Source organism: Bacillota bacterium, assembly GCA_036504675.1.
Taxonomy (GTDB): domain Bacteria; phylum Bacillota; class Sulfobacillia; order JAJYWN01; family JAJZPE01; genus DASXUT01.
Map to the genome: position 1 here is coordinate 1 of DASXUT010000143.1, position 24,751 is coordinate 24,751.

Genomic DNA, 24,751 nt, shown 5'->3' on the forward strand with positions numbered 1-24,751 from the left:
CCGAGAAGAACAAGTCGAAGTAGCGAGTCAGGACGTGGACGACGAAGACCGACAGGCCGATATTGACCAGCCAACCGAGGCGTTGACGGATGCCGAGGACGATGACCCCGACCGTTCCGCCGAGGAGGAGGAGGTTGAAGAGGATGACCCGGGCCGCCGCTCCCGGAACGTCGGCCAAGATAGCGGCGACGCCGAGGACCCCTAGGGCCGGCAGAAGGAAGACCCGCTCCGATCGCCCCGTCCGCCAGTAGGTCCAAGCGGCGATGGCCAGCCCGACGACCAGGATGACCTCCCCGGCGATCAGGTCGGGCGGGCCGACCAGGAACGGCGGTAGTGGCGGGCCGGGGGAGTACCCGACCCGTCCGAAGGCCAGGCAGTAGATCCCGCCCAGCCCGGCGAGGGCTCCCGTCGAAAGGTAGGCCCGTGGGTCCCCCAGCCCGGCCAGACCAATCGGGGTCACCGCCAGACCGTACAGGAGGATCAGCCGACCGGCCGTCGGCAGAGGGTTGAAGGATCCGGCCCCGTAGAGGTGAGCGGATACACCGATAAGGAACCAGAGGAGGAGTCCGGCCAGTACGGCCCATTCGACCATCCATGCCCTCAAGCGACGGGCGGCGGGCAGCACCAGCAACAGGAGCATGGCCGGGTAAAGGACAGGATACGTGCCGGCCGCAGTCTGCGCGGAAATGGTCCAGATGGTCAGGGTCGCGGCACTCAGGTAAAGGATGGGCTGGGAACTGGTCACCCAGGCGACCGGGAGCACCCCCGCGCCCCACACCAGGAAGCCGGTGGGCCACTGGCTGTCGAAGTGGAAGACCTGAGCGATGAGCCAGATGCCGGCCCCGTAGAACAGCGCCCCCAGGAAGATCAGGGCCTGCCCCAGCCGGGGGTGGTCCTTCCTCCGATAGGCCAGATGAAATCCCAGGCCGTAGGTGGCGGCGATGACGGCGAGGACAGAGGCCACCTTCACCCACGCCGCGATCTTCGGCCAGTTGGCGGAGAAGAAGAGGATCGTCCCGGCGGCCACCAGGGTGCGTCCCAGGAGACTGAGGATGAGGACCAGACGGTCTCGGCCGGCGGCGACCGGTTCCGGGTAGAGACCAAGGATCGAACCACGTTGATCCTCGCTGATCAGTCCGCGGCCGACCCAGCCGGATGATTCATCACGGAGGGCCGAACTGAAGTCGCGGGGAAGACCGCCACTTGCCATTCCCGGACACGTCCTTTCTCGCTTGAACCTGACGGATGGTCGCCCAGCAAGCCTACTGGTAGGAGGTTGGCGCTTTCCTCTTTCAGCGGGCGAGGTGGCAGGCCCTGGGGATCAGCGGCCGCCCGAGGCCGCCCCCTTGCCCATTTGCCTCCTCTGGAAGAGGGAGACCCCGGCGGCGAAGTAGGCCGCCGACAGAAGGGCCAGGGCTCCCAATTCGTAGCTCACCCCGCCCAGCCCGGAGCCGTAGGTCAGGACCTTGTTGAGGGCGGCCACGGCGTGGGTCGGCGGGAGGAGGTCGAAAAGGCCGACGGTCCGGCCGGCCACGGTGAATACGGCGACCTTCGAGATGGGGAAGATCGAACCGGAAAAAAACATCAGCAGCATCAGCGGGAAGTTGGCGATGACGAAGGCCTCATTGCTCGTCCGCGAGAAGGCGGCGACGATCAGGCCGACACCGACCACCGAGATGGCGGTGACGGCACCTATGGCCACGGCTACCCAGAGCGGGCCTTGGCTATGGAAGCCCACCGCCTTGGCGGCCGCCAGGGAGAGGACCACCGAGACGAGGCCGATCAGCACCTGAGCGCCGCTGATGCCGGCCAGGTACTGGAGGGAGGTCAGGCGGCTGAGGCGGAGGCGGTCGAGGGTTCCCGCCTCGCTCTCCCGGGCGATGCTCATGGACGCCGGGAAGATCAGCATGATCACGGAGAAGATGATCAGCCCCGGGGTGTAGGAATCGAGGTCGGTGGCCACACCGGAGGTGCCCAGGGCCTCTTCGGCGACCTGGACCGGCCGGAGCCAGCCGGTCGCCCCCTGGCAATAGGCATCGATGACCGCGTCGGCCAGGGGGGCGGCGATCAGGTACTGAGGGTTGGTCAGGTCACCGACCAGGGCCCTGACGACGAGGACCCCATCGGCCACGGTGACGTCCGAGCCGGGACCGAGGGCCCGCACGGCGGCCGCGGCCCGCTCGCCGGCCGAGCCGTCGCTCTGGAGGTCGACCTCGAGAACGTCGCCCTCGCCGGCCCGACGCTTGAGCTCCTCCGGCCGGTCGAGGACGAGGAGGCGACCGTGGTCGATGATCGCCACTCGGTCGGCCAGTCGGTCCGCTTCGTCCATGTTGTGGGTGGTGAGGATGATGGTCTTGCGGCGGCGCAGGGACCTGATGTAGTCGCGGACCATGACCCGACTCTGTGGATCGAGCCCCGCCTCCGGTTCGTCGAGGACGACGAGAGGCGGGTCGTGGACGAGGGCCATGGCCAGGTTGAGCCGCCGCTGCATACCGCCGGAGAGGGTCCGCGCCAACCGGTCCCGCTTGTCGGCCAGGCCGAGGGCGTCCAAGAGGGTGGACGCCCTTCCGCGGCCCACCCGGGGCGGGACGTCGTACATCTCCGCGATCAAAATCAGCTGCTCGAGGCAGGTCAGCTTGCCCCACAGGACGACCTTCTGCGGACAGACCCCGACGAGTGACCGGACCTCCCGGGGAGCGGCGCCCGGGGCCGATCCGATGACCACCCGGCCCGCGTCTGGCCTGAGCATGCCGGCGATCAGGTTGATCGCCGTCGTCTTGCCGGCTCCGTTCGGGCCCAGGAGGCCGAAGACTTCTCCCGGCTGGACCTCGAAGGACAGGCCATCGACGGCGACGACGTCGCCAAAGCGCTTGGCCAACCCGTCGATGATCAGTTCGGGGGGAGGCGAGGCGAACCCGTCCATGGTCGACTCCTTTCCATTCCGGGGTGCCGGGGTTTCGGGAGGAATAGCCTTTCGGCCGGTGAACTGAGGCTGTCGGTGACCGGGGCAAGGTGTCCACAGGGACCTTCGACGCCCGAGGCCAGCATATCCTGCCGGGACTGATCGACCAGAAGAAGCTGACCGAGCACCAGTGGGCGGTGCGGCCGGGGTCCATGCCCATCAGGGGGTACTCTCCGAATGGTGACCGCGCTCAAGCCGTTCGAGTACGGCCGGGTCCTTGGTCTGTTCGAGCCGCTGGCCTACAACCTGGCCGTCCAGGCCATCGTCGGAGGGCGCGCGCCGGGGTCGGTCTACGCCGATTTCACCGACCGGCCATCGGTCGGCCTGATCTGGGATGGGAAGGCGATCCTCTTCCTGTCCGGAGAGCCCGAGGCCGGCGTGGAAAGCGGCTTTGGCGAGGTGCTCAGTGAGTCCGTCCTCCCCGAGGTGGCCGACCGCGGCCTGCTCCCCTGGCTCCGGGTGGTCTGCCCACCGGCCTGGGAAGGCCGTCTCGCCGAGGCGCTAGGGGCCGAGTCCATCGACCGGCGGATCCGCTACCACTACTCCCTGCGCGAACTGCGGGTCGATCGGAGGAAGCTCCTCCCCGCGGACTGCCGGCCGATCGCGGTCGACCCCGACCTCTTCGCCGGCGCCGGCCCGCTCGGCCTGGACCGGTTGACGGCCGAGATCCTCGGCACCTGGGGGTCGCTCGAGACCTTCTTCGAATGGGGGTTCGGTCAGGCCCTCGTGGCTGAAAACCGCCTGGTCAGCTGGTGCCTATCGGAGTACAATGCCCCGGACGAGTGCGAGCTGGGCGTCGAGACCGTCCGCGACCGGCGGCGGGTCGGCCTGGCCACCATCGCCACGGCGGCCTGCGTCGATTACGCCCTGGAGCGAGGGGTCAGCCCGAAGTGGCACTGCTGGCCGGAGAACGCCGGGTCGGTCGGGGTGGCCCGGGCGGTCGGCTTCATTGAGGACCTGACCTATCAAGTCTACTTGCCGAAATGGGCCGAATTCGACTCGCGATTGGCCGCCCGCGGCTTCTGACGGGTGATCAAGACTCTCCGAAGGTCTGGCCGTCAGATTGGGAAGAATAGTACAGAGCTTCGATTTCAGCCTTTCCGTTCGACAGCGGGAGGAGGCTGGGGTCGGGCGGTAGAATCCTGCCGCATACCAAGAACGGTCGGACCCGGGAGGACGGGTCGGGCCGACGAAGAGAGGGCGAGGGCATGCCGACCGACAAGAAGGTCACCGTCTACACCACCCCGACGTGAGGGTCGTGCGTCAAGGCGAAAGAGTTTCTTTCGCACAAGGGAATCGCCTACGTTGAGAAGGACGTGGCCAGTGACATGGCCGCGGCCAAGGAACTGATGTCCAAGGGCTTCCGTTACGTTCCCGTCATCTACGTCGATGACGAGGTCGTCGCCGGCTTTGACCGGGCTAAGCTGGACAAGCTGCTGGGCTGAGGACCGGCCCGAAGTCAGGGGAATCTCCGATAGCAGGCCGTCAAGGCCTGCTATCGGCATCTATTCCCCAATCTTAACCGGGCGGCCGGGAACAAAAACCACTCCGCCGACGCCAAAAGAGGTGAGAAGAGTGGGTCATCACCACACGGAGGTGCGGAGCAATGAAAGAGCCTATCTATCAATGGCTGACCATCGGCCTCTTGGCCGTCCTGCTGATCCTGGTCGGCCTCGGCGGGAGAATCGCGCCGGCCACACCCAAGCCTGAACATCCGTTGTCCGTGGCCGGGCAGGCCATCCTCGACGCCGTCCCCGACCAGGCCGAGATCCAACTCGGGCTCAACCTGAGGGCGGCCACGGCCCAGGAGGCGCAGAAACAAGGGGCGGACAAGATGGACGCGGTGGTCAAGGCCCTCAAGACCGCCGGGATCAAGACCGAGGACATCCAGACCAAGTACGTCTCGTTGAACCCGGCCTACGATTACACCCAGAACGGTCAGAAGTTCCTCGGCTATGATCTGAACAACGTCGTCAGCTTCAAGACCGGAGACTTCGCCGGCATGGGCGGGATCATCGACAAGGCCGTCGCCGCCGGGGCCAATCGCGTCGACAGCCTTCAGTTCAAGGTCAAAGACAAGAGCAAGTTCAACGCTCAGGCCATCGACCAGGCTATCGCCGACGCCAGGGCCAAGGCCGAGGCGGCCGCGAAGACCCTGGGAACGAAGATCGTCGGGGTCAAGTCGGTCAGCATCCAGGATCAGAACTACGTCCCCGGTCCGGTCTACCGCGACATGGCCATGAAGCAGGCCGGCGCCGCCGCCAGCACGCCGATTGAGCCGGGACAGGTGCAACTCCAGGTGACGGTGGCGGTCGAATTTATCGTCAAGTGAATCATGCTGGGCAGTGAATCGTACGGCAATTGACCATCGCCCGCGAACCGTGGTACAATTTGATCAAACCACATAGCGGGACCTTCGGGGCAAGGTGAGAGCGCCCCGGCCGCGCGCGGCAATCGCCGCGACGGTCAAAGCGCTCAATTCCTGATCGGCGGTAAGGCCTGAAGAAGGCCGAGCCCGCGAGCCGCCCACTGGGGCGGCAGATCCGGTGAAAAGCCGGGGCCGACGGTAAAGTCCGGATGGAAGAGGGTCAGCGGTCCTTGACTGGCGAGTCGCGGGATGATCATCCCGCGGTCGCGCGCAAGCACGTTGACGGAAAAGCCCCGGGGGAATCTCCCCGGGGCTTTGTTCGTTCAGGCGTCCGCGGGTCCCGTGAGAAAACGGAGGGTCAATGGAATGGCTGGGACGACCAACAGGACTCGTTTCTTCGTCAGGATCGGCATTCTCATCGCGATGGGTCTCGTTCTGCGCTACCACCTACTGCAAGTGTCGATCTTCCCGCCGGCTGACTTCCTCAAGTACGACCCGGCCGACATCCCGGCCCTGCTGGCCGGCTTCGCCATGGGACCCCTGGCCGGCTTCATCGTCGAGATCGGCAAGAACCTCTTGGCCATGGCCGTGGGGATGGCCCCCGGCGGGATCGTCGGGGAAGCCGCCAATACCCTGGCCGGCGGGGTCTACGTGATCGTCGCTTCAATCATCTACTGGCGGCGAAAGACCCGGGCGCAGGCGGTCGGCTCGATGGTCGTGGCGACGGCGGCCGCCGCGCTGATCATGGCCATCGCCAACTACTACATCTTCCTGCCCCTCTGGGGCATTCCCATGAGCCAACTCAAGCACTACGCGATCAGCTTCATCCTGCCCTTCAACCTTCTGAAGTTCGCCATCTCCTCGGTCCTGACGTTCCTCCTCTACAAGCGGGTGAGACACTACTTGGGGTGAGACCTCGAATTCCGGACCAGGCTTCGAACGACCCCACCGATCAGCGTCAGCCAACGGGCGCCGGCCATGACAGGCCGGCGCTTTGCCGTACCCTCTTCGCGCCTGGCCCTTCGTGCCGCCCCGGGGAGGATTCCGACGCCGCCAGAACGAATGCGTAATTCTGGAAACGCGCCTTAGCCGGCCGACCTTGGGGGAGGAAGCAGCGGTGTCAGCATTACTCGAGGCCCTCGAAAAACTTGGAATCCCATCTCGAGACCGAAACGAGCTTCCCGACTCCGGCCGGACCTTTCCGGACGGGGCCCATTACCGGATCGAGATCGCCGGAGTGGAGGGGGTCCCGGCCCTCGAAGCCCTCATCGATGAAAGCCTCAAACGGAACACGCCGGTCCACCGGGTCATCGCCACCGTCGGAGGGGCCACCCTCCTTACCCAGAGCGAGCTCAGGGATTTCGCCCAGCTGGCCCACGAGGCCAAGATCCAGGTCGTCATGGGACCCGCGCCGGTGCGCGGTTGGGACCTCGGTCGGCAGGTGGTAACCTCCGAGGGCTTGGTCTCCGGTTATCGCCTGCGGGGCTCCGACGGCCTGGCCACCTGGCTCAGGGACGTCGAGCGCTGCCTGGAGGCGGGGATCCGGGGCTTTTTGGTCGTCGACGAGGGGATGATCTGGGTCCTCAACGAGATGAAGAAGGCCGGCGCGTTGCCCGAAGAAGTCGTCCTCAAGTGCTCGGTCTTTGCCGGCCACGGCAACGCCGCTGGGGCCAAGGTCATCGAGCACCTAGGGGCCGACTCCTTCAACCCCCTGGCCGACCTGCCCCTGGCGATGCTGGCCTCGATCCGCTCGGCCATCACCATCCCGATGGACGTCTACCTCTACATCGTCGACGCCATGGGCGGGTTCAACCGTTTCTGGGAGGGGGCCGAGATCGCCCGCGTCTGCGCCCCAGTCTACTTCAAGATCGAACCGGGCCTGTCCGAGGCCGGCCTCTACAAGCCCTGGGTAGCGCCGGATTTCCACAGCTTCTGGTGCCGGGAGAAGGTCAAGCACGCGGCGATCATCAACGAACTGGTGCAAAGGGTCAATCCGGCCATCATGGGTTCCGGATCGGGGCCGGCCGATCTCACCCTGCCCAAGCCCCAGTAGGTCGGTCACTCAATTCACCGGCACAACCACCGGGAAGGAGGGGCGACCGTGGAAGAGATGCTGTCCGGCGCCCTCGAGCACCTCGAGCGCGCGGTAAGGATCATCGGACTGCGGCCCGAGGTCCAAGAACTGCTCCGAAGGCCCATGCGGGTGTTGGAATTCCAGATTCCGCTGCGGATGGACGACGGGACCGCGAGGATCTTCACCGCCTACCGAGTCCACCATAATGACGCCATCGGACCGACCAGGGACGGCACCAGGATCCGTCCGGACCTCAGCCTCGACGAGGTCAAGGCCCTGGCCCTGATCATGACCGTCAAACACGCCCTGGTGGGCATCCCGGCCGGCGGTGGCAAGGGTGGCATCGTCGCCGACCCGTCGAAGCTGAGTCCTTGGGAGCTGGAGCGTCTGGTGAGGGCCTTCATTCGGCGCCTTCAGCCCAAGGGAAGCTGGGTCGACGTACCGGGGGCCGACATCGGCACCGACCCGCGGACGATGGCCTGGATGCTAGATGAGTATGAGCAGGTGATGGGCGTCCACCAGCCGACGGCGATCAACGACAAGCCGCCGGAAGTCGGCGGCTCCATCGGCGGCGAGGAGGCCACCGGACGCGGCGTCCATTACCTGACGGTCGAGGAGGCCGAGCGGGCCGGCCTGATCCCGGCCGAGACCCGGGTGGTCATCCAGGGCTTCGGCCAGGTCGGCAGCCACGCCGCGAAGTTCCTCCAGGCCGACGGCTATCGGGTCATCGCCGTCAGCGACGTCAAAGGTGGCGTGAAGAACCCGAGCGGGCTGGACATCCCGGCCCTCCTGGCCCACGTCAAGAAGACTGGCTACGTGGCCGGTTTTCCGTGGGGCGCCCCGGTCTCCAACGAGGAACTCCTGGAGACGGAGTGCGAAATCCTCATCCCGGCCGCCGTTCAAGACGTCATCAACGACAGGAACGCCGCTCGAGTGGAGGCCAAGGTGGTCATCGAGGCGGCCAACGCCCCGGTCACTCCGGACGGGGAGCGGATCCTCCTGGCCCGCGGGGTCGGCGTCGTCCCCGACGTCCTGGCCAACTCGGGTGGGGTCATCGTCTGCCACTTCGAGCGGCAGCAGGGCTTGACCGACTCCTACTGGGACCTGTCGACCGTCCGCGAGCGGCTGAGGACGACCATCACCCGGGCCTACCGAGAGGTCCAAGGACGCAGCCGGGAGGCTGGAATCACGATGCGCGAGGCGGCCTGGTCCATCGCCCTGGGCCGGGTGGCCAAGGCCGTCGAGCTGCGGGGATGGGTGTGAGCAGGGCGGCCGCACCACCGGCGCCGGCCCGGTCCACCGGCCGGCGGCCAGAGAAGGAAAAGGGGCCCCGATGAAGAATGGGTCCGAAGGCGAAAATAGAGTTAGCAGTAGGATAGGGACCGGGGCAGCCCCCCGGAGTGCCTGAGTGAACGAGTGGACCCTAGACCGAGGGTCCACTTTGTGTTTTTCCGGCCCAGGCCTTTCGGGCCGGCCGTTTGACTGGATGACTATCCGCGGGCGGGGGAGGTGAATCGAAACGAGTCCAGAGTCTGTGGTTTCCGCGTTGATCCAAGCCTCAGCGGGTCCCGACAAACCGGCCAACCCGGCCAAGCACGTCGACCTGATCAGGGAGGCGGCGGCCCGGGGCGCTCAGATCATCTGCCTCCAAGAGCTCTTCTCCAGCTACTATTCTGGGGCGGTGCGCGATCCTGGCTGGTTCTTGGCGGCCGAACCGATCCCCGGCCCGACCAGCGAGGTCATGGGGAAGCTGGCCAAGGAGCTGGGCGTGGCCCTCATCGTGCCGATGGCCGAGGCCGGTTCTGGGAGGGGTTCTACTTCCGGCCCGGCGACCTGGGATACCCGGTCTTCCAGACCGCCTTCGCCAAGGTCGGGGTGTTCATCGACTTTGACCGGCATTTCCCGGAAGTCCCGCGGATCCTGGCCCTCAAAGGGGCGGAGATCCTCTACAACCCCTGCACTACGGTGATGGACCTGTCCCGGTACATCTGGTTCATCGAGCAGCGGGGTCACGCCGTGGTCAACGGGGTCTTCGTCGGGACGATCAACCGGGTCGGCCTCGAACCCCTGAACCCCGGGACCTATTACGGGACCAGCTACTTCTGCGATCCCTGCGGCGAGATCCTGGCCCAGGGCAGCCAGGAAAGTGACGAGATCGTCCTGGCGACCCTCGACCTGACCCGGGTGGCCCAGGAGAAGGAACGCTGGAACTTCGTCCGGAACCGTCGCCCCGATACATATGGCGGATTGATCGAGCCCGGCCGCGAGTGAGTTACTGCCAGTGACTTTCGGAGGAAGACAAGGAGGCGTCAGCATGAACCCGACTGTTGAGAAGTTCAAGAAGTACATGTTCCCGGCCATCGGCGTGTACTACAAGGAACCGATCGTGGCCAAGAAGGGCGAGGGGATGTACCTCTACGATGATTGCGGCCGCAAGTACCTCGACTTCTTCGGCGGGATCCTGACCACCAGCGTCGGGCACTGCCACCCGGCGGTGACCAAGGCCTTGACCGAGCAGGTCCAGACCCTCGTCCACACCTCGACCGTCTACGTCATCCCCCAGATGGTCGCCCTGGCCGAGAAGCTGGCCGAGATCACCCCGGGCGACCTTCAGAAGTCCTTCTTCAGCAACAGTGGGACGGAGGCCAACGAGACCGCCATCCTCCTGTCGAAGCTCTTCACCGGGCGGCAGGAGGTCATCGCCCTGCGGCACGCCTACAGCGGCCGGTCGATGCTGGCCATGTCGGTCACCGCCCACGCCCCCTGGCGGGCCGGCGGCACCCACGTCCTCGGGATCAAGCACGCCCATGCCGCCTACTGCTACCGCTGCGCCTTCGGCCAGACCTATCCCAATTGCGAGCTGCGCTGCGCCAAGGACATCGAAGAACTGATCCAGACCGAGACCTCGGGCCAGGTGGCGGCCTTTATGGCCGAGCCGATCCAGGGCGTCGGTGGTTTCATCACCCCGCCCAAGGAGTACTTCAAGGAAGCCGTCGGGATCGTCCGCAAGTACGGCGGTCTGTTCATCTGCGACGAGGTCCAAACGGGCTTCGGCCGTACCGGCGGGAAGATGTTCGGGATCGAACACTACGGGGTCGTGCCGGACATCATGACCTTCGCCAAGGGTCTGGCCAACGGGACCCCTATCGGGACGACCATCACCCGGGCCGAAGTGGCCGACTGCTGGAAGGGGCCGACCATCTCGACCTTCGGCGGCAACCCGGTGTCAAGCGCCGCCGCCCTGGCCACCCTGGAGGTCATCGAGAAGGAGAATGTGGTCAAGAACGCTGAAGTCATCGGCAACCACCTCCGCCAGGGGTTGCTGGCCATGCAGGAGAAGTACCCGTGCATCGGTGAGGTTCGCGGGATGGGCCTGATGATCGGGGTCGAGGTGGTCAAGGCCAACAAGGAACCGGCGGCAGACCTCGTCGTTCAGATCTTCGAGAAGACTCGCGAACTCGGGTTGCTCATCGGCAAGGGTGGCCTGTACAACAACGTCATCCGGATCACCCCGCCGATGACCGTCGGCCAGGCCGACGCCGATGAGGCCCTGCGCGTTCTGGACCAGGCTTTCGCTTCCCTGCCGAAGTGAGCTGACCCCAGGCTGACCCCGGTCGTCCCGATCAGGCCATGTCTGCCCCACCCAGGAGGGCTGAGATGGACCCGGCAATCACTTCAACGTCCATGGGCTGGGCCCGGAAAAGGCCGCCTTGTGCCTTCTCCTGGCCAGCTCCCGCGAGGAAGAAGCCCGGCTCAAGCAGACCCTCGAGCGGACGGGCCTGTACAAGTGCGCCGTTACCGAGGTCGGGGCGAAGCTGGCCGGGTTCAAGCAGAAGGTGGTCGGGTCGGTGGTCGCCGCCGCCCTCGACTGCGGGGTCGTCTCACGCACTCCCCATCACGTCCATGCCCTCATCCACGCGGCCCATGAGGCCTGCCAGCCGTTCCTCGACAGTGCGCTGGTCGAAGACCTCGGGGTCAAGGTGGCGATCGTCCGCGACAGCCGATGGGTGGTCGTGGCCATGTTCGGCGAGTGCGCCGCCCACCACCTGACCGACCACAAGCAGGTCGGGTTGGGTGTCATGCACATGGCCTATTGAGTTTTCGCCGCAACCTTCGAAAAGAGGAGTCGTTGCCAAGATGGCCATCAAGAGGCTGCGCTACTTTGTCGACGGCGAATGGCGGGAGACGAAGTCCGGCAAGTACATGCCGGTGACCAACTCGAGCACCGGCGAGGTCATGGCCGAGGCCCCGTGCTGCACGGCGGACGAGGTCAACGCGGCCGTCGCCGCCGCCGCCAAGGCCTTCCCGGACTGGTCGGACACGCCAATCACGGCCCGCGTCCAGTATATGTTCAAGTTCAAGGCCATTCTCGATCAGCACCTCGACGAGCTGGCCACCCTGACCTCGATGGAGCTCGGCAAGAACATGGACGAGGCCCGGGGGGACATCCTTAAGGCCATTGAGGTGGTCGAGCTGGCCTGCGCCCTCCCGGTGACGATGCAGGGCGATTCGCTGATGAACGTGTCCAACGGCATCGACACGGTGATGTACCGCGAGCCTGTCGGGGTCTTCGCCGGCATCGTCCCGTTCAACTTCCCGGCGATGATCCCTTACGGCTGGATGATCCCCCTCTGCATCACCACCGGCAACACCTTCGTCCTGAAGGCCGCCAGCCAGACCCCGCAGACCGCCCTCCGCATCGCCGAGCTCCTCCAGGAGATCGGCCTGCCGAAGGGGGTCGTCAACATCGTCACCTGCAGCCGCAACGAGGCCGAGTTGCTCCTCAAGCACCCAGACGTCAGGGGTATCTCCTACGTCGGCTCGACCAGCGTCGGCCGGCACATCTACGCCACCGCCGCCGCCAACGGCAAGCGGGTCCAGGTCCTCGGTGAAGCCAAGAACCACGCCCTGGTCCTCCGCGACGCCCACCTGGAGCAGGCCGCCCACGTCATCATCAACTCCACCTTCGGCTGCGCCGGGATGCGCTGCATGGCCCTGCCGGTCGTCTGCGTCGAGGATGAGGTGGCCGACGAGTTCGTCTCCTACCTGGCCAGGTTCGCCAAGGAACGGAAGATCGGCTGCGCCTATGATCCCAAGACCGAGCTGGGCCCGGTGGTCTCGGCCGAGCACAGGCAGTCGATCATCAACTGGATCAGCAAGGGCCTCGAGGAAGGGGCCAAGCTGGTCCTGGACGGACGCAATGTGGTCGTCCCCGGCTTCGAGGGCGGCTTCTTTGTCGGGCCGACCATTCTCGACCAGGTCAAGCCGGGAATGAGCGTCGGCGATACCGAGATCTTCGGGCCGGTCACCTGCATCAAGAGGGTCAAGGACTTCGAGGAAGGCCTGGCCATCATGAACGCCAGCCCGTACGCCAACGGGTCCTGCATCTTCACCGAGAGCGGCCATGCCGCCCGCGAGTTCGCCAAACGGACCCACGGCGGGATGGTCGGGGTCAACGTCGGCATCCCCGTGCCCATCTCGGTCTTCCCCTTCTCCGGCCACAAGAACTCGTTCCTCGGCGACCTCCACGTGATGGGTCGCGACGGGATGATCTTCTACACCGAGTCGAAGTCGGTCACCCAGCGTTGGTTCGGCCGGGCCAAGCGGGCGGAGAAGGTGTCGACCTGGGAGGGGACGATCACTCGGAAGTAGGGAAGGGTCATCCGATCACTCGATTGCCCGATTGCCCTCAAGAGCAGTTCCTATCGATCCCCAGGCCCAAAAGGCAAGACCCGCCCGGCGACGCCGGACGGGCCTTTTCCTTTCTGGTGGCTTTCGGGACGGTTTCGCGGTCCCGCGGCTCATTCACCCCGGAGCCGCTTGATGGTCGCCTCGGCTTCCCGCCGTCGCCGGGCCGTCTCATCCTCGTCGAGCTCCAGACGGACAGTGAGGACGCTGCCCTCCCGAGCGCCGGCCGGCAATTCGGCCGCGGGCAACTCGACCGTCGAGTCGCCCCACTCGAGGACGGCCAGTTCTCCTTCAATTCGGTCGACGATAACCTTCATCGGCTCACCTCCTCATCGCTCCGCCTTGACCCTGACCGACTCCCCGTCGGTGGAGATGACGATCGTCCCTTCCAGATCGGTCCGGTGAACGATCACCGCCCTTGCCTTCAGCCGGTCCAGGGTGACCTTGGCGGGATGGCCGTAGCTGTTCCCGGCTCCCACCGAGATGACCGCGGTGCTCGGCTTGACCTTGGCCAGCAAGGCCTCGGTGGTCCCGCTGTCGCTGCCGTGGTGACCGACCTTGATCACGTCGCTCTGGATCGCGACCGCCGAGGCCAGGAGGTCCTTCTCCTCGGCGGCCTCGGCGTCGCCCATCAGGATGGCGGCGAAGCGGCCATAGGTCAGACGGACCACGGCCGAACTGTTGTTGGCGTCATCGGTCGGGGCCTTCGGGGCGAGGAAAGCGAAGCCCAGCCCAGCCTCGAGGTCCACGGCCACCCCGGCCCTCGCTTCGTGATAGGGTATCTTCAAGGACTCGATCAGTCTGAGCAGGTCGGCGTAGGTCTCCGTGGTCGCCGGGTAGCCCGGGTCATAGATCGCCTTGACTGGGAAGGCCTTGAGGACCTTGGCCATCCCGCCGATGTGGTCGGTGTGCGGGTGGGTGATGACCATCGCATCGAGCTCCTTGATCCCGGCGGCCTTGAGGTAGCCGACCACGACGTCGCCGCCGGCCGACTCACCCGCGTCGATGAGGACCGCGCGGCCGCCCGGCGTCCGGATGAGGATCGCGTCGGCCTGCCCGACGTCGATGAAGTGGAGTTCGAGCGGGTCGCCGTGGCCCGTCACCGTGGAGGGCGCGGGGGGCGGCGGGGCGGGGGCCTGCGCCCGGAGGCAACCGGCCGCGTTCCAGACGAAGCCGGCGACCAGCAACCCGACCAGACAACCGAGGAAAAACCGGCGGAGGGAGAGGTTCCTGTGGATGAGCGGACGCACGTTGCTTCCTCCTGATCGGGCCGCCTTGCCCGCCGACCCCAGGGCTGGCCAAGCAAGGCGAAGGGGCCTGCCCTCTCCTATTCGCCATTTGGCTCCGGAGCTCCCCCCGAGCACCGGGACAAGAAGAGACCGTGGTCATGGGTGGCCACGGTCGTCGGCCTTGGTCAAGCGAGCCGGCTGGCTGGCTCCGATCACGGCGCCCCCGGCGGCTCGATCAGGTTGGCCTGAACCAGCAGGGCGGCGTCATTCAGGATGGTGGCCACCGGACCCTCCGCCCGGACCCGATGATCCTCTCCCAGGACCAGGGCCGTATCGCCGACCCGGGCGGCCAGATCGAGGTCGTGAGTGGCGGTGACGATGGTCTTGCCGGCCCGGTGCAAAGCTCGCAGGAACCGCACCAGCCAGGCCCGGGAACGCGGGTCGAGCCCGGCCGTCGGCTCGTCCAACAAAAGGACTTCCGGCCCCAGCGAAAGGACGGACGCCAGGGCGACCTTGCGTTTCTCGCCGCCGCTCAGGTGGAAGGGGGCCCGCTCGGCGAGGGGCTCGAGGCCCAGGAGGGCCAGGCTCTCCAGGACCCGCCGCCGCAGGGCGACTTGGTCCAGGCCCAGTTGGCGGGGGCCGAAGGCGACCTCGTCGGTGACGGTCGGCGAGAACAGCTGGGCGTCGGCATTTTGGAAGACGAGGCCCACGCGGCGGCGGAAGGCGTGGGCGAAGTCCCGATCGCGCAAGGCGTCGGTGGTCAACGGTTGATCGAAGGCGGTGAGCTCGCCGGCGGTCGGCGAGGCCAGCCCGGCCAGCAGTCGAAGCAGGGTGGTCTTACCCGAAGCGTTGGCCCCGAGAAGGACCAGGCTCTCGCCGGGGGCGATGGTCAGGGTGACCCCGTCGAGGGCCGTCGCGCCCGGTCCGTAGCTGAAGGACACGTCATCCAGGCGGTAGATGGGCAAGGTTCAACCCCCCAGGAGGCCGAGGATCCGATCGAAGATGAAGAGCAGGTAAGCCAAGGCGACGCCGGCGGCCAGGCGGAGGACTGACCGGCTGGTGAGGACCGGCGGTCGGTCGAGCTTAATCGTCCCGTCGTAGCCCCTGGCGACCATGGCCTCCTGGACTTCGTCGCTCATGGCCCGGGCGCGGGTCAGGGCCGAGCCGATCACCCCGGCCGCGAAGCCGCGGTCGGCGGCGAGGCTCAGCCGGCCGACCGTGCGGGCCCGGCGGGCCTCGAAGGTCTCGAGGGCCGCTCCCATGGCCACGAACAAGTAGCGGTAGGCCAGATCGAAGACGGAAACGAAGGCCGCCGGCAGACCCAGCCCCTGAAGGGAGGCGAGGAGCCGGTCCCAGCGGGTAGTGAGGGTGAGGACGGCCGCCAGGGTCGCCGACCCGGCCGCCCGCAGGACGAGGAGGACGGCGCCGCGGAGGCCGGTCCAGGTAACAGCCAGGTCGGACGGGAGGGCCAATGGCCCGACGTGGACCGGGCCGACCACGTGATAGGCGTAAAAGGCCACCGGCCCCGGCCTGACCCAATCGAACGCCGAGGGCAGGGCCATGACCGCCGTGAAGGCGGCCACCAACAGCCAGACCCGGCCGAGCAGGAAGGAGGCCGGGACTCGCGAGCGGGCGGCCGCGAAGACCACGGCCCCCGTCGCCAGGGCCAGGGTCAGCGGGCTGCGGACGACGGCCACGGCCAGGATGAGGGCCAGGAACGAACCGAGCTTGACTCTGGCGTCGAGACCTTGGAGGAAGCCGGGGCGGCGGGCGATCTCCTCGGCGAAGACGGCGTGCCGGGTGGTGTGGGCCATCTCGGCCAGCGTGTGATCGATGAAGGACTCGGCCCCCCGGCCGCGGCCGCGCCTCCCCGGCCGGACCGCCTGGGCGTCGCCTTCCGGCCGGCCAGCGTCCTGCTCCAGCAGCCACGCCGGCAGACCGGGCAGGCCGCTCTGGGCCTCAGGATGGGCCGGCATGGGTTCGCCTCCTCCCGGCGATGATTAGCCCGCCGGCGATGATCCCGATCACCGCCAGGCCGACCAGCCCCGACACCAGGTACCCGAGGATGGCACCAGACTTGCTGCCCGTAGCCTCCAGAGCGCCCAGGGTGTAGTCGGGGAGAAGGGAATGCCACCAGGCGGACAGCCGTACCAGGCCGCTCGGCGCGTATCCAAGGCGGTCGCCCAGTTCCCCAAGGCCCCATTCGCCCCAGGCCGTCCCCTTGGCCAGCAGGCCGATGGGGGTCAGGACGACGAGGATGCCCAGAGGGACGAGGAGGGCTCGATAGGCCGGCCGAGCCCGACCGTCCATCGCCGCCGCCCCGGTCGTCGTCGCTTCCGCGACCCCCGGCTCACCGGCGAGCATGTTCGGCTGGGTCCGGAAGATGTAGGCCAGGGCCAAGCCGGTCACGGCGGCCTCGACCGGGCCGGCGACCAGGAAATGGGCGATGGCCATCGCCCCGAGGGCCACCTTGAGACCATAGGGGCTATATAGCGGAACCCCGGCGGCGGTGTGGAAGAGGGCCGGCTGGATGCCAAGCTCGAAACCGGTGGCCAGGCCGGCCAGGACGATTCCGACATAGGCGCCGACCGAGGCGGCCGCGTAGTAGCGCCACGAGCCCGGGGCGGAGCGCCCGCGGATCAGCCTGAAGATGTAGTACCCGGCGAAGGGCAGGATGACCGCCATGTTCAGGGCGTTGGCCCCGTAGGCCAGGATTCCCCCGTCCCCGAAGAAGAGGGCCTGGATCAAGGTGGCGACCGAGAGGGCCAGGGTGGCCGCCCACGGCCCGAGGGTGATGGCCAGCAACGTCCCGCCGACGGCGTGAGCGGTCGTCCCGTCGGGGACCGGGATGTTGATCATCATGATGACGAAGGAGAAGGCCGCTCCGATGGCGATGAGGGGCACCCGCCCGACGTCGAAGCGGGCCGAGACCTTGCGGGCCGCCCGGTTCCAGATGGGAAGCATCATCCCGGTCAGGACGACCGACGTCGATGGGCTCAGATAGCCGTCGGGAATGTGCATTGAGCGGGCCTCCCATGAAGACAGATTTCCGGCGTTCGCGACGGATGTCCGGCACGTCCGGCAACGTCGTGGCAATGTCCGGCAACGTCAGGGCAGGTTCTCCCCGGTCGTTCCCAGGACCAGCCGGCCGAACTTGACCCCCTTGACCCCGGTGACGCTGTCGGCCAGGGCCCTCAGGTCGCCCGCTCGTCCCTTGACGACCAGGATCTCCAGGCAGTTGTCGTGGGACAGGTGGACGTGCGCCGTCGAGACGATGTTCTTGAAGGCCTGATGCTGGATGTCGCCGACCGTCTTGCCGGCGTTGCTATGGTGGTCGTAGACGAGACAGATGGCCCCGGCCACCTCGGTGTCCTCGTCCTCCCAACGGCTCTCGGCGATGGCCGCCCGGATCAGGTCGCGAATGGCTTCCGAGCGGTTGGCATAGCCCTTCTTATCGGCCAACCGGTCAAACTGCTCGAGCAGCGCCGGCGGCATCGAGACGCCGAATCTCATCAACTGTTCCACCTTGGTCCCTCGCAATCGTGGTCCATCTACGCCCATCATAGCATTGGTGGCACATTTTGGCCATATCGTGTTACCAGGAAAGGAGTGACAAGTCCCGTAGCCAGCCGTCTAGACCGGCGAAATCTGGTCTTTCGGCCGGCCGCCGCCGGGGCGCGGTCGGCAGGGATTCTTGCCCAGTGCAAGGAATTAGGCAAGTGTCTCGATTCCGACTTCCAAGGACGACCGGCCGATCCGGCTTTTGGGAAAGGGGGCGACGTCGGGCGCCAAGGACCCCCGTCGTGACGCGAGAGAATTTTTGGTGAGGAGGTATTGACGAGTGCGGGACGTTTACGTGGTCTCCGGGGGGATCACCAAGTTCTCCAAGGCCTCCCCGAACAAGGACTTCCGCTACATGGTCAAGGAAGCCTTCGACTACGCCATGAACGACGTGCCCAACCTGACGTTGGATATGATCGACGGCAGCGTGGCTTCCTACTTCTCCGACCACTTCACCCGACAACTGATGGCCGGCATCATGGCCCAGGACTACCTGGGCCTCTGCCCGAAACCCAGCCGGCGGATCGAATCCGGCGGGGCCACCGGGGGGATGTGCTTCCAGTCGGCCTGGGAGGCCATCGCCTCGGGCCGGCTGGACGTCTGCCTGGCCTACGGCTTCGAGACCATGTCCCGGGTCAACACTTGGAAAGGCAATGAGTTCATCGCCCTCGCTTCGGACACCAACTTCGACTACCCGGTGGGCGGGTTCTACACCGGCTACTACGCGATGATGGTCCAGCGGCACATGCATGAGTTCGGGACCACCGTCGAGCAGATGGCCTCGGTCTCGGTGAAGAACCACGGGAACGCCATGCACAACCCGTACGCCCAGTATCCGATGGAGCTGACGATCCAGGACGTCCGCAACTCCGAGATGGTCGCCACGCCCCTGACCCGGCTCGACGTCTGCGTCATGTCCGACGGCGCCGCCTGCGTCATCCTGGCCTCCGAGGAAATGGCCCGGAAGCTGACGGACAAGTTGGTCAAGGTCATCGGGGTCGGGACGGGCACCGATTCGATGCGCCTGGCCGACCGGCCCCACGGCGACGTCATTCTGCTGCCCCACGAGAAGAAGGAGGACTACGCTCACCTCAAGTATCCAGGGGTCCACTCCTTCCGGGGCGGCCGCATGGCGGCCAAGCTGGCCTATGAGATGGCCGGGATCACCAATCCGCCGAAGGAGATCGACTTCGTCGAACTCCATGATGCCTTTACCTCCTCTGAGATCCAGACCTACGAGGACCTCGGGTTCTGCAAGTACGGCGAGGGCGGCCGCTTCGCCGAATCCGGCGCCGCCGGCCTCGACGGCGAAGTGCCGGTGAACCCCTCCGGTGGCCTCCTGGCCTGCGGACACCCGGTCGGGGCCACCGGTCTGATGCAGGCGGTCTTCGCCCTCTGGCAGCTCCAGGGGACGATTGAGAAGCACTTCGGCAACGACCGCCTGCAGGTCAAGGACGCGCGCCGCGGGCTGATTCACAGCCACGCCGGGACGGGGACCTACATCACCGTCAGCGTCCTCGAGAGGGGGTTTTAGGCCGTGGCCGACGTCAAGAAGATCAAAGTCCCCGAAACCCAGGAGGGGACCGTGGTCTACAACCTCGATCCCCTGATCGTCAAGTCCCACTACGAGATCGACTACATCCACAGTTACGCCCAGGATTCGCCGTTCTTCGCCGGGCTGTCGGCCGGCCGGCTGATGGGTTCGCACTGCCCCAAGTGCGGCTACACCTACGCCACCCCGCGCAGCCACTGCATGCAGTGCGGGGCCAAGACCGACTGGGTCGAACTGCCCAAGGAAGGCCGTGTCCACACCTGGACGACCTGCCACTTCGGTTCGGAGGTGTTCCTCCCGGAGACCCCCTTCACTCTGATCCTGGTCGAGTTCGAAGGGGTGAACACCCTCTTCCTGTCGCGGCTCATCGGGGTCGAACCGGGCAGGGCCGAGATCGGGATGAAGGTCAGGGCCCAGTTCCTCCGGAACTCCAAGTTCCTGCCGACCGACGTCTACTTCGTTCCAGCATAGGGGGAAGGGCACGTGGACTTCCACCTCACCGAGACGCAGGAGATGATCAGGCGGACGGTCCGCGAGTTCGCGCTCCAGGAGGTCGCCCCGGGGGCGGCCGAGCGCGACGAGAAGAGCGAGTTCCCGGCCGAACTGGTCAAGCAGATGGGCGCCCTCGACCTCTTCGCCCTGCCCTTCAGCGAGGAGTACGGCGGGGCCGGGGGTGACTACCTCAGCTACGCCGTGGCCGTGGAAGAGATCTCGCGGGTCGACGCGGCCCTAGGGATCACCTTTGCCGCCCATGTCTCGATCGGCACCTCGCCGATCTACCTCTTTGGGACCGAAGCCCAGAAACGCGAGTGGATTCCCCGCTGCGCCCGCGGCGAGATTCTGGCCTCCTTCGGCCTGACCGAACCGAACGCCGGGTCGGACGCCGCCGGCACCCAGACGACGGCCGCCCTCGTCGATGACCAGTGGGTCCTCAACGGCTCGAAGTGCTTCATCACCAACGCCTCCCACTGCGGGGTGGCGGTGGTCACGGCGGTCACCGAGAAGGGCAAGGGGACCCGGGGGATCACCTCGTTCATCGTCCCCAGAAGCGCACCCGGCTTCAAGACCGGCAAGAAGTACGATAAGCTCGGCCTGAGGTCGTCGGACACGGCCGAGATCGTCCTGGAGGACTGCCGCGTCCCGCAGGAGAACCTCCTCGGGCGACCGGGCGAGGGGTTCAAGCAGTTCATGATGGCCCTCGACGGCGGCCGGATCAGCATCGGGGCGATGGCCCTCGGGATCGCCCAGGGCTGCCTCGACGCGGCCGTCAAGTACGCCCGGGAGCGGGTCCAGTTCGGGCAGGCCATCGGGAAGTTCCAGGCCATCCAGTTCAAGCTGGCCGACATGGCCACCCAGGTCGAGCTGGCCCGCCTGGCCGTCTACCGGGCGGCCTGGCTCAAAGACAATCACCTCCCGTACACCAAAGAGGCGGCCATGGCCAAGCTCTACGCCTCGGAGATCGCCACCCGGGCGGCCCTCGAGGCCATCCAGATCCACGGCGGCTACGGTTACATGAAGGAATACCCGGTCGAACGCTACCTCCGCGACGCCAAGCTATGCGAGATCGGCGAAGGGACCTCGGAGATCCAGCGATTGGTCATCGCCAGACAGTTGGGGTTGTGAACTGACCGGAGCCGGATGAAGGGACGGGACGATCGCCGGGGGCCGAAGGCCGCTGCCGCGGCGGCCCCCGGCGTTGCCAATGAGGGAGGGGTCAGCGTTGGAAGTCAAGCAGCAGGGCGAAGGGCGGCTGTTCACCGACCCGGATGCCAACCGCGCCAGGGAGTACTTTCGCACCAAACCTCGGGCCCTGAAGAGCAAGCTGACCACGGTCAGCGAGGCCGTGGCCAATCTGATCCACGATGGGGACTACGTCGCCGTCGGCGGGTTCGGGACCAACCGTATCCCGACGGCCCTCCTCCACGAGATCGTCCGGCAAAAGAAGAAGAACCTCGGACTGTCTGGGCACACGGCCACCCACGACTTCCAGATCCTCGCCGCCGGCGGCTGCATCGACCGTTGCGACGTGGCCTACGTGGTCGGGCTGGAGGCCCGCGGGCTGTCCCGGAACTCCCGCCGGCTCTTCGAGAGCGGCCAACTCGAGGTGACCGAATGGACCAACGCCGCCCTGGCCTGGCGTTACCGTGCGGCGGCGATGGGCGTGCCGTTCATCCCCGCCCGCAGCATGTTGGGCACCGACACCTTCAAGAAGAGCGCGGCCAAGGAGATCGAGTGCCCCTTCACCGGCGAGACCCTGGTGGCCCTGCCGGCCCTCTACCCCGACGTCGCCCTGGTCCACGTTCACCGGGCCGATGCCTACGGCAACTGCCAGGTCGACGGGATCATGGTCGCCGACCAGGAGCTCACCCGAGCGGCCAAGAAGGTCATCGTCACCTGCGAACGGCTCATCCCCAATGAAGAGATCAGGCGTCAGCCGGAGAAGACGGCGATCACCTACTTCACCGTCGACGCCGTCATCGAGGTGCCCTTCGGGAGCTACCCAGGGAACATGGCCGGCGAGTACTTCTCCGACGAGGAGCACATCCGCGAGTGGCTGTCCGCCGAGGAGGACCCCCAGACCTTCCGGGCCTTCCTCGACAAATACATCTACGGCACCAAGGACTTTCAGGAGTACCTGGGACTGTGCGGCGGTCTGGCGAGGATGCAGAAACTGCGGGCCCTCGAGCTGCTCAGCATCCCGAAGGGGGGCGAGTGAATTGGCCGTGGTCAATCCGGGGGCCGAAGCCGGCAAGGCCGCAGAAGCCGCCAAGGCCGCCGTTCGCTACAACTCGATGGAGCTGATGATCTGCCTGGCCGCCCGCTGCCTCGAGGACGGCAGCACGGTCGTGGTCGGGACCGGCGCCCCCTGTGCCGCCGCCATGCTGGCCCAGAAGACTTGCTCGCCGAACCTGATGATCATGTTCGAGGCCGGCGGGGCGGGGCCGCTCCTCCCCTCGATGCCCATCTCGGTCGGCGATTCCCGGACCTTCTATCACGGCCTCTTTGCCGGCAGCATGGGTGAGATCATGGACGCCTGCCAGCGCGGGATGGTCGACTGCACCTTCCTCGGCGGGGCTCAGATCGACCCTTACGGCAACATCAACTCGACGGTCATCGGCCCGCATGCCAAGCCGAAGGTTCGCTTTCCCGGCAGCGGCGGGGCCAACGACCTGGCCTCCCTGTGCTGGCGGACGATGATGATCACCCCGCAGGACGCCAAGCGCTTCGTCCCCAAGTGCGACTTCGTCACCTCGCCGGGATACCTGACCGGTCCGGGAGCCCGCGAGGCGGCCGGCCTGCCTCCCGGGACCGGGCCCTACAAGGTCATCACCCAGCTGGCCGTGATCGGCTTCGACGAGGCGACCAAGCGGATGAAGGTCGAGGGGCTCCACCCCGGGGTGACCCGCGAGGACGTCATCAAGAACACCGGCTTCGAGCTGCTCTGGGCCGAAGAGGTGTCCACCAGCGAGCCGCCGCGGGAGGAGGAGCTGAGGATATTGAGGGAGCAGGTGGATCCGTACAGGTACATCATTGGGAGAGGGTAACCCGGGTTCAGACACCTTCTCTGTAAGAACGAGAAGCCGCTCCGGATCTTGGCCGGAGCGGCTTCTACCGTCATTGGGCGCCGGGTGGCGGCTAATCAGACTTCCGTCCCGATCCGGTGGCTGAGGTCGCGCAGGCTCTGGCCCAGTCTGGCCAATTCCTGAGCGGCGGCCGCCGCCTGTTGGACCGAGGCGCTGGTCTGCTCGGTCGAGGCGGCCGCCTGGGTCATCGCCGAAGCGATGCTGTGCATGCCCTCCTTCGAGGCCTCCGACGACCGGACGATCTCCTCGAGGACGGCCCTGGCCCGGTCGGTCTTCTCGACCGTCACTGTCACCTGGCCCTGGACCTTATCCAGCGACTTATCGAGGTTGTCGGTCTTGGCGTTGATCCCCTGGACCAGTTCGAGGATTTGCTTGGTCGAACTCTGGGCCCGCGAGGCCAGCTTCCTGACCTCCTCAGCGACGACGGCGAATCCTCGTCCCTGGTCACCGGCCCGGGCGGCCTCGATGGCCGCGTTGAGGGCCAGGAGGTTGGTCTGTTCGGCGATGTCCCTGATGACGTCGAGAATCTCGGTGATCCGCCGGCTGTGGTCCTTGAGTTCCAACATGTCGCGCTTGGACTCGGCGGCCGCCTGGGCGATCGCCCGGCTGGCCTCGGCGGTCTCGCTGACCGTCCGGGCCCCGTTGCCGGCGGCGTCGGTGGACTGTTGGACGGTTTTCAGGACCTCCTGGGTGTTCTCATTGACCTTGCCGACGGTGGCCGCCATCTCCTCACTGACCGAGGAGACCTCTTCGATGCTGGCGGCGAACTCCTCGCTGGTGGCGCTGGTCTCCTCGGCGTTCTTCTGGAGCTCGGTCTCCGCGGCGACCAGGTTGGAGATATCGCGGCACAGCTCGAACCCCCCGATGACCTGGCCCCGACTGTCCTTGATGCCGCCCGCGCTGGCCAGGATGTTCTTCTTGGCCCCGGTCTTGTCGGTGATGACCACCCGAGCCCCGCTGACCGTCTTGCCCGTCGACATGCACTGCTTCAAGGCACAGCCGGAATCACCGATGTTGCTCTTGAAGACCTCGCGGCACTTCAGCTTGTTGACGGTCTCGGCCGGAGAGTATCCGGTCAGGGTGGCGCAGGCATCATTCATGTAGGTGATGGTCAGCTGGGCGTTGGCGACGAAGAAGGGGTCGGAGATCCCCTGGACGATGCTGGTGCTGTACTCTTCCTTGTTCTTGACCTCGACCTCGGCGGCGACTTGGTCGCTGATGTCCCGGATGACCTCGAGGCCTCCGACCACCTGGCCGGTGGGATCGGTGATCACTCCGGCGCTGGCGCTGACCGGGATCTGGCGGCCCGATCGGTGGGTGATGAACACCCGAGCCCCGACCACCGAGTGACCCGAGGCCATGCAGCCCTTGATGGCGCACCCATTATTGCAGATGTCGCTGCGGAAGACATCCTGGCACTTCATCCGGTTGACCGTCTCCGCGGCGCTGTACCCGATCAGTTGCTCGCAGGCCTCGTTCATGTAGACTACGGTTAGCTCAGAGTCGGTTATGAAGAGCGGGTCGGGAAGGCTCTTGACCACGGATTGATAGATGCTGAAGGCGGTGGCCGGCGCCTCCCGGACGGGAGATCCGGCGGTACCCACGGATGATGAACGGACCAGGGCGAAGGCGGCCTCTTGTTTGGCGGCGGCCATGCCTGCCGCTGCGGTGTCAGATGCCGAGGAACAGAGCGATGCGAAGACTGCTCGGTGTCCAGGGTGCGACTCGAAGGT

The 24,751-nt window shown here is 66.4% G+C and carries 22 protein-coding genes, 2 pseudogenes and 1 riboswitch; of the genes and pseudogenes, 15 read left to right on the forward strand and 9 right to left on the reverse strand.

Annotated features, from left to right (window positions below):
• Positions 1-1,210, reverse strand: a 1,210-nt coding sequence (locus tag VGL40_09715) for a DUF2157 domain-containing protein (protein ID HEY3315534.1), incomplete at its 3' end; no start/stop codon positions are given.
• A gap of 111 nt (positions 1,211-1,321) precedes the next feature.
• Positions 1,322-2,923, reverse strand: coding sequence for an ATP-binding cassette domain-containing protein (locus tag VGL40_09720; protein ID HEY3315535.1), 1,602 nt, complete (start codon positions 2,921-2,923; stop codon positions 1,322-1,324).
• 216 nt (positions 2,924-3,139) lie between these two features.
• Between VGL40_09720 and VGL40_09725 the strand changes: the two genes are divergently transcribed.
• The 10 genes and pseudogenes from VGL40_09725 to VGL40_09770 all read left to right on the forward strand — a co-directional run bounded on the left by VGL40_09725 (position 3,140) and on the right by VGL40_09770 (position 13,056).
• Entirely contained in the window at positions 3,140-3,988 is an 849-nt protein-coding gene (locus VGL40_09725) for a GNAT family N-acetyltransferase (GenBank protein ID HEY3315536.1), read from the forward strand.
• A gap of 242 nt (positions 3,989-4,230) precedes the next feature.
• A pseudogene (locus VGL40_09730) lies at positions 4,231-4,407 on the forward strand (glutaredoxin domain-containing protein).
• A 161-nt stretch (positions 4,408-4,568) separates the two neighbouring features.
• A complete protein-coding gene (locus VGL40_09735) occupies positions 4,569-5,294 on the forward strand; it encodes an SIMPL domain-containing protein (protein HEY3315537.1) in 726 nt (241 codons plus the stop codon).
• A gap of 76 nt (positions 5,295-5,370) precedes the next feature.
• Positions 5,371-5,555, forward strand: a riboswitch (FMN riboswitch).
• 141 nt (positions 5,556-5,696) lie between these two features.
• Positions 5,697-6,242: an ECF transporter S component gene (locus VGL40_09740; protein HEY3315538.1), complete on the forward strand. Its 546-nt coding sequence runs from the start codon at positions 5,697-5,699 to the stop codon at positions 6,240-6,242.
• A 205-nt stretch (positions 6,243-6,447) separates the two neighbouring features.
• On the forward strand, positions 6,448-7,383 hold the full coding sequence (locus VGL40_09745) for a hypothetical protein (protein ID HEY3315539.1): 936 nt from the start codon (positions 6,448-6,450) through the stop codon (positions 7,381-7,383).
• 57 nt (positions 7,384-7,440) lie between these two features.
• Positions 7,441-8,667 carry a Glu/Leu/Phe/Val dehydrogenase gene (locus VGL40_09750; protein ID HEY3315540.1) on the forward strand — a complete coding sequence of 409 codons (1,227 nt, stop codon included), beginning with the start codon at positions 7,441-7,443 and terminating at the stop codon, positions 8,665-8,667.
• Positions 8,668-8,938: 271 nt separating this feature from the next.
• Positions 8,939-9,675: pseudogene (locus VGL40_09755) on the forward strand (nitrilase-related carbon-nitrogen hydrolase).
• A gap of 43 nt (positions 9,676-9,718) precedes the next feature.
• Complete coding sequence (locus tag VGL40_09760; GenBank protein HEY3315541.1) at positions 9,719-10,996, forward strand: aspartate aminotransferase family protein; 1,278 nt, start codon at positions 9,719-9,721, stop codon at positions 10,994-10,996.
• Positions 10,997-11,114: 118 nt separating this feature from the next.
• Entirely contained in the window at positions 11,115-11,501 is a 387-nt protein-coding gene (locus VGL40_09765) for a HutP family protein (GenBank protein ID HEY3315542.1), read from the forward strand.
• A gap of 40 nt (positions 11,502-11,541) precedes the next feature.
• Positions 11,542-13,056, forward strand: a complete 1,515-nt coding sequence (locus VGL40_09770; protein ID HEY3315543.1) for a CoA-acylating methylmalonate-semialdehyde dehydrogenase — start codon at positions 11,542-11,544, stop codon at positions 13,054-13,056.
• 149 nt (positions 13,057-13,205) lie between these two features.
• Here VGL40_09770 and VGL40_09775 read toward each other — a convergent pair whose 3' ends face one another.
• The 6 genes from VGL40_09775 to nikR all read right to left on the reverse strand — a co-directional run bounded on the left by VGL40_09775 (position 13,206) and on the right by nikR (position 17,846).
• Positions 13,206-13,409: a DUF3006 domain-containing protein gene (locus tag VGL40_09775; protein HEY3315544.1), complete on the reverse strand. Its 204-nt coding sequence runs from the start codon at positions 13,407-13,409 to the stop codon at positions 13,206-13,208.
• Positions 13,410-13,421: 12 nt separating this feature from the next.
• Positions 13,422-14,342, reverse strand: coding sequence for a ComEC/Rec2 family competence protein (locus VGL40_09780; GenBank protein HEY3315545.1), 921 nt, complete (start codon positions 14,340-14,342; stop codon positions 13,422-13,424).
• A 191-nt stretch (positions 14,343-14,533) separates the two neighbouring features.
• The gene (locus VGL40_09785; protein ID HEY3315546.1) at positions 14,534-15,286 is read right to left on the reverse strand and encodes an ABC transporter ATP-binding protein; all 753 of its coding nucleotides are present in this window, start codon (positions 15,284-15,286) and stop codon (positions 14,534-14,536) included.
• Positions 15,287-15,289: 3 nt separating this feature from the next.
• Positions 15,290-16,297: a cobalt ECF transporter T component CbiQ gene (gene cbiQ / locus VGL40_09790; protein ID HEY3315547.1), complete on the reverse strand. Its 1,008-nt coding sequence runs from the start codon at positions 16,295-16,297 to the stop codon at positions 15,290-15,292.
• On the reverse strand, positions 16,281-17,342 hold the full coding sequence (gene cbiM, locus VGL40_09795; GenBank protein ID HEY3315548.1) for a cobalt transporter CbiM: 1,062 nt from the start codon (positions 17,340-17,342) through the stop codon (positions 16,281-16,283). Before cbiM ends, cbiQ begins: the two co-directional genes overlap by 17 nt.
• Positions 17,343-17,429: 87 nt before the next feature.
• Positions 17,430-17,846 carry a nickel-responsive transcriptional regulator NikR gene (nikR, locus tag VGL40_09800; protein HEY3315549.1) on the reverse strand — a complete coding sequence of 139 codons (417 nt, stop codon included), beginning with the start codon at positions 17,844-17,846 and terminating at the stop codon, positions 17,430-17,432.
• Positions 17,847-18,162: 316 nt separating this feature from the next.
• Here nikR and VGL40_09805 point away from each other — a divergent pair, with 316 nt between their 5' ends.
• From VGL40_09805 to VGL40_09825, 5 genes are all read left to right on the forward strand, one after another.
• A complete protein-coding gene (locus VGL40_09805; protein HEY3315550.1) occupies positions 18,163-19,416 on the forward strand; it encodes a thiolase domain-containing protein in 1,254 nt (417 codons plus the stop codon).
• Between the two features lie 3 nt (positions 19,417-19,419).
• Positions 19,420-19,905, forward strand: coding sequence for a Zn-ribbon domain-containing OB-fold protein (locus VGL40_09810; GenBank protein ID HEY3315551.1), 486 nt, complete (start codon positions 19,420-19,422; stop codon positions 19,903-19,905).
• A 12-nt stretch (positions 19,906-19,917) separates the two neighbouring features.
• Positions 19,918-21,057 carry an acyl-CoA dehydrogenase gene (locus VGL40_09815; GenBank protein ID HEY3315552.1) on the forward strand — a complete coding sequence of 380 codons (1,140 nt, stop codon included), beginning with the start codon at positions 19,918-19,920 and terminating at the stop codon, positions 21,055-21,057.
• A 97-nt stretch (positions 21,058-21,154) separates the two neighbouring features.
• Positions 21,155-22,150 (forward strand): CoA-transferase, encoded by a 996-nt coding sequence (locus tag VGL40_09820; protein HEY3315553.1) that lies wholly within the window; start codon positions 21,155-21,157, stop codon positions 22,148-22,150.
• A 7-nt stretch (positions 22,151-22,157) separates the two neighbouring features.
• A complete protein-coding gene (locus tag VGL40_09825; protein ID HEY3315554.1) occupies positions 22,158-22,979 on the forward strand; it encodes a CoA-transferase in 822 nt (273 codons plus the stop codon).
• Between the two features lie 95 nt (positions 22,980-23,074).
• Here the strand turns inward: VGL40_09825 and VGL40_09830 are convergent, their stop codons facing one another.
• Complete coding sequence (locus tag VGL40_09830) at positions 23,075-24,673, reverse strand: PAS domain-containing methyl-accepting chemotaxis protein (GenBank protein ID HEY3315555.1); 1,599 nt, start codon at positions 24,671-24,673, stop codon at positions 23,075-23,077.
• Between the last annotated feature and the right edge of the window lie 78 nt (positions 24,674-24,751).

What these genes read in the sequence shown, in the direction of transcription:
- VGL40_09720 (HEY3315535.1), bottom strand. Translation starts at nt 2,923, where the DNA reads ATGGACGGGTTCGCCTCGCCTCCCCCCGAACTGATCATCGACGGGTTG.
- VGL40_09725 (HEY3315536.1), top strand. Translation starts at nt 3,140, where the DNA reads ATGGTGACCGCGCTCAAGCCGTTCGAGTACGGCCGGGTCCTTGGTCTG.
- VGL40_09735 (HEY3315537.1), top strand. Translation starts at nt 4,569, where the DNA reads ATGAAAGAGCCTATCTATCAATGGCTGACCATCGGCCTCTTGGCCGTC.
- VGL40_09740 (HEY3315538.1), top strand. Translation starts at nt 5,697, where the DNA reads ATGGCTGGGACGACCAACAGGACTCGTTTCTTCGTCAGGATCGGCATT.
- VGL40_09750 (HEY3315540.1), top strand. Translation starts at nt 7,441, where the DNA reads ATGCTGTCCGGCGCCCTCGAGCACCTCGAGCGCGCGGTAAGGATCATC.
- VGL40_09760 (HEY3315541.1), top strand. Translation starts at nt 9,719, where the DNA reads ATGAACCCGACTGTTGAGAAGTTCAAGAAGTACATGTTCCCGGCCATC.
- VGL40_09770 (HEY3315543.1), top strand. Translation starts at nt 11,542, where the DNA reads ATGGCCATCAAGAGGCTGCGCTACTTTGTCGACGGCGAATGGCGGGAG.
- VGL40_09775 (HEY3315544.1), bottom strand. Translation starts at nt 13,409, where the DNA reads ATGAAGGTTATCGTCGACCGAATTGAAGGAGAACTGGCCGTCCTCGAG.
- cbiQ (HEY3315547.1), bottom strand. Translation starts at nt 16,297, where the DNA reads ATGCCGGCCCATCCTGAGGCCCAGAGCGGCCTGCCCGGTCTGCCGGCG.
- cbiM (HEY3315548.1), bottom strand. Translation starts at nt 17,342, where the DNA reads ATGCACATTCCCGACGGCTATCTGAGCCCATCGACGTCGGTCGTCCTG.
- VGL40_09830 (HEY3315555.1), bottom strand. Translation starts at nt 24,673, where the DNA reads ATGGCCGCCGCCAAACAAGAGGCCGCCTTCGCCCTGGTCCGTTCATCA.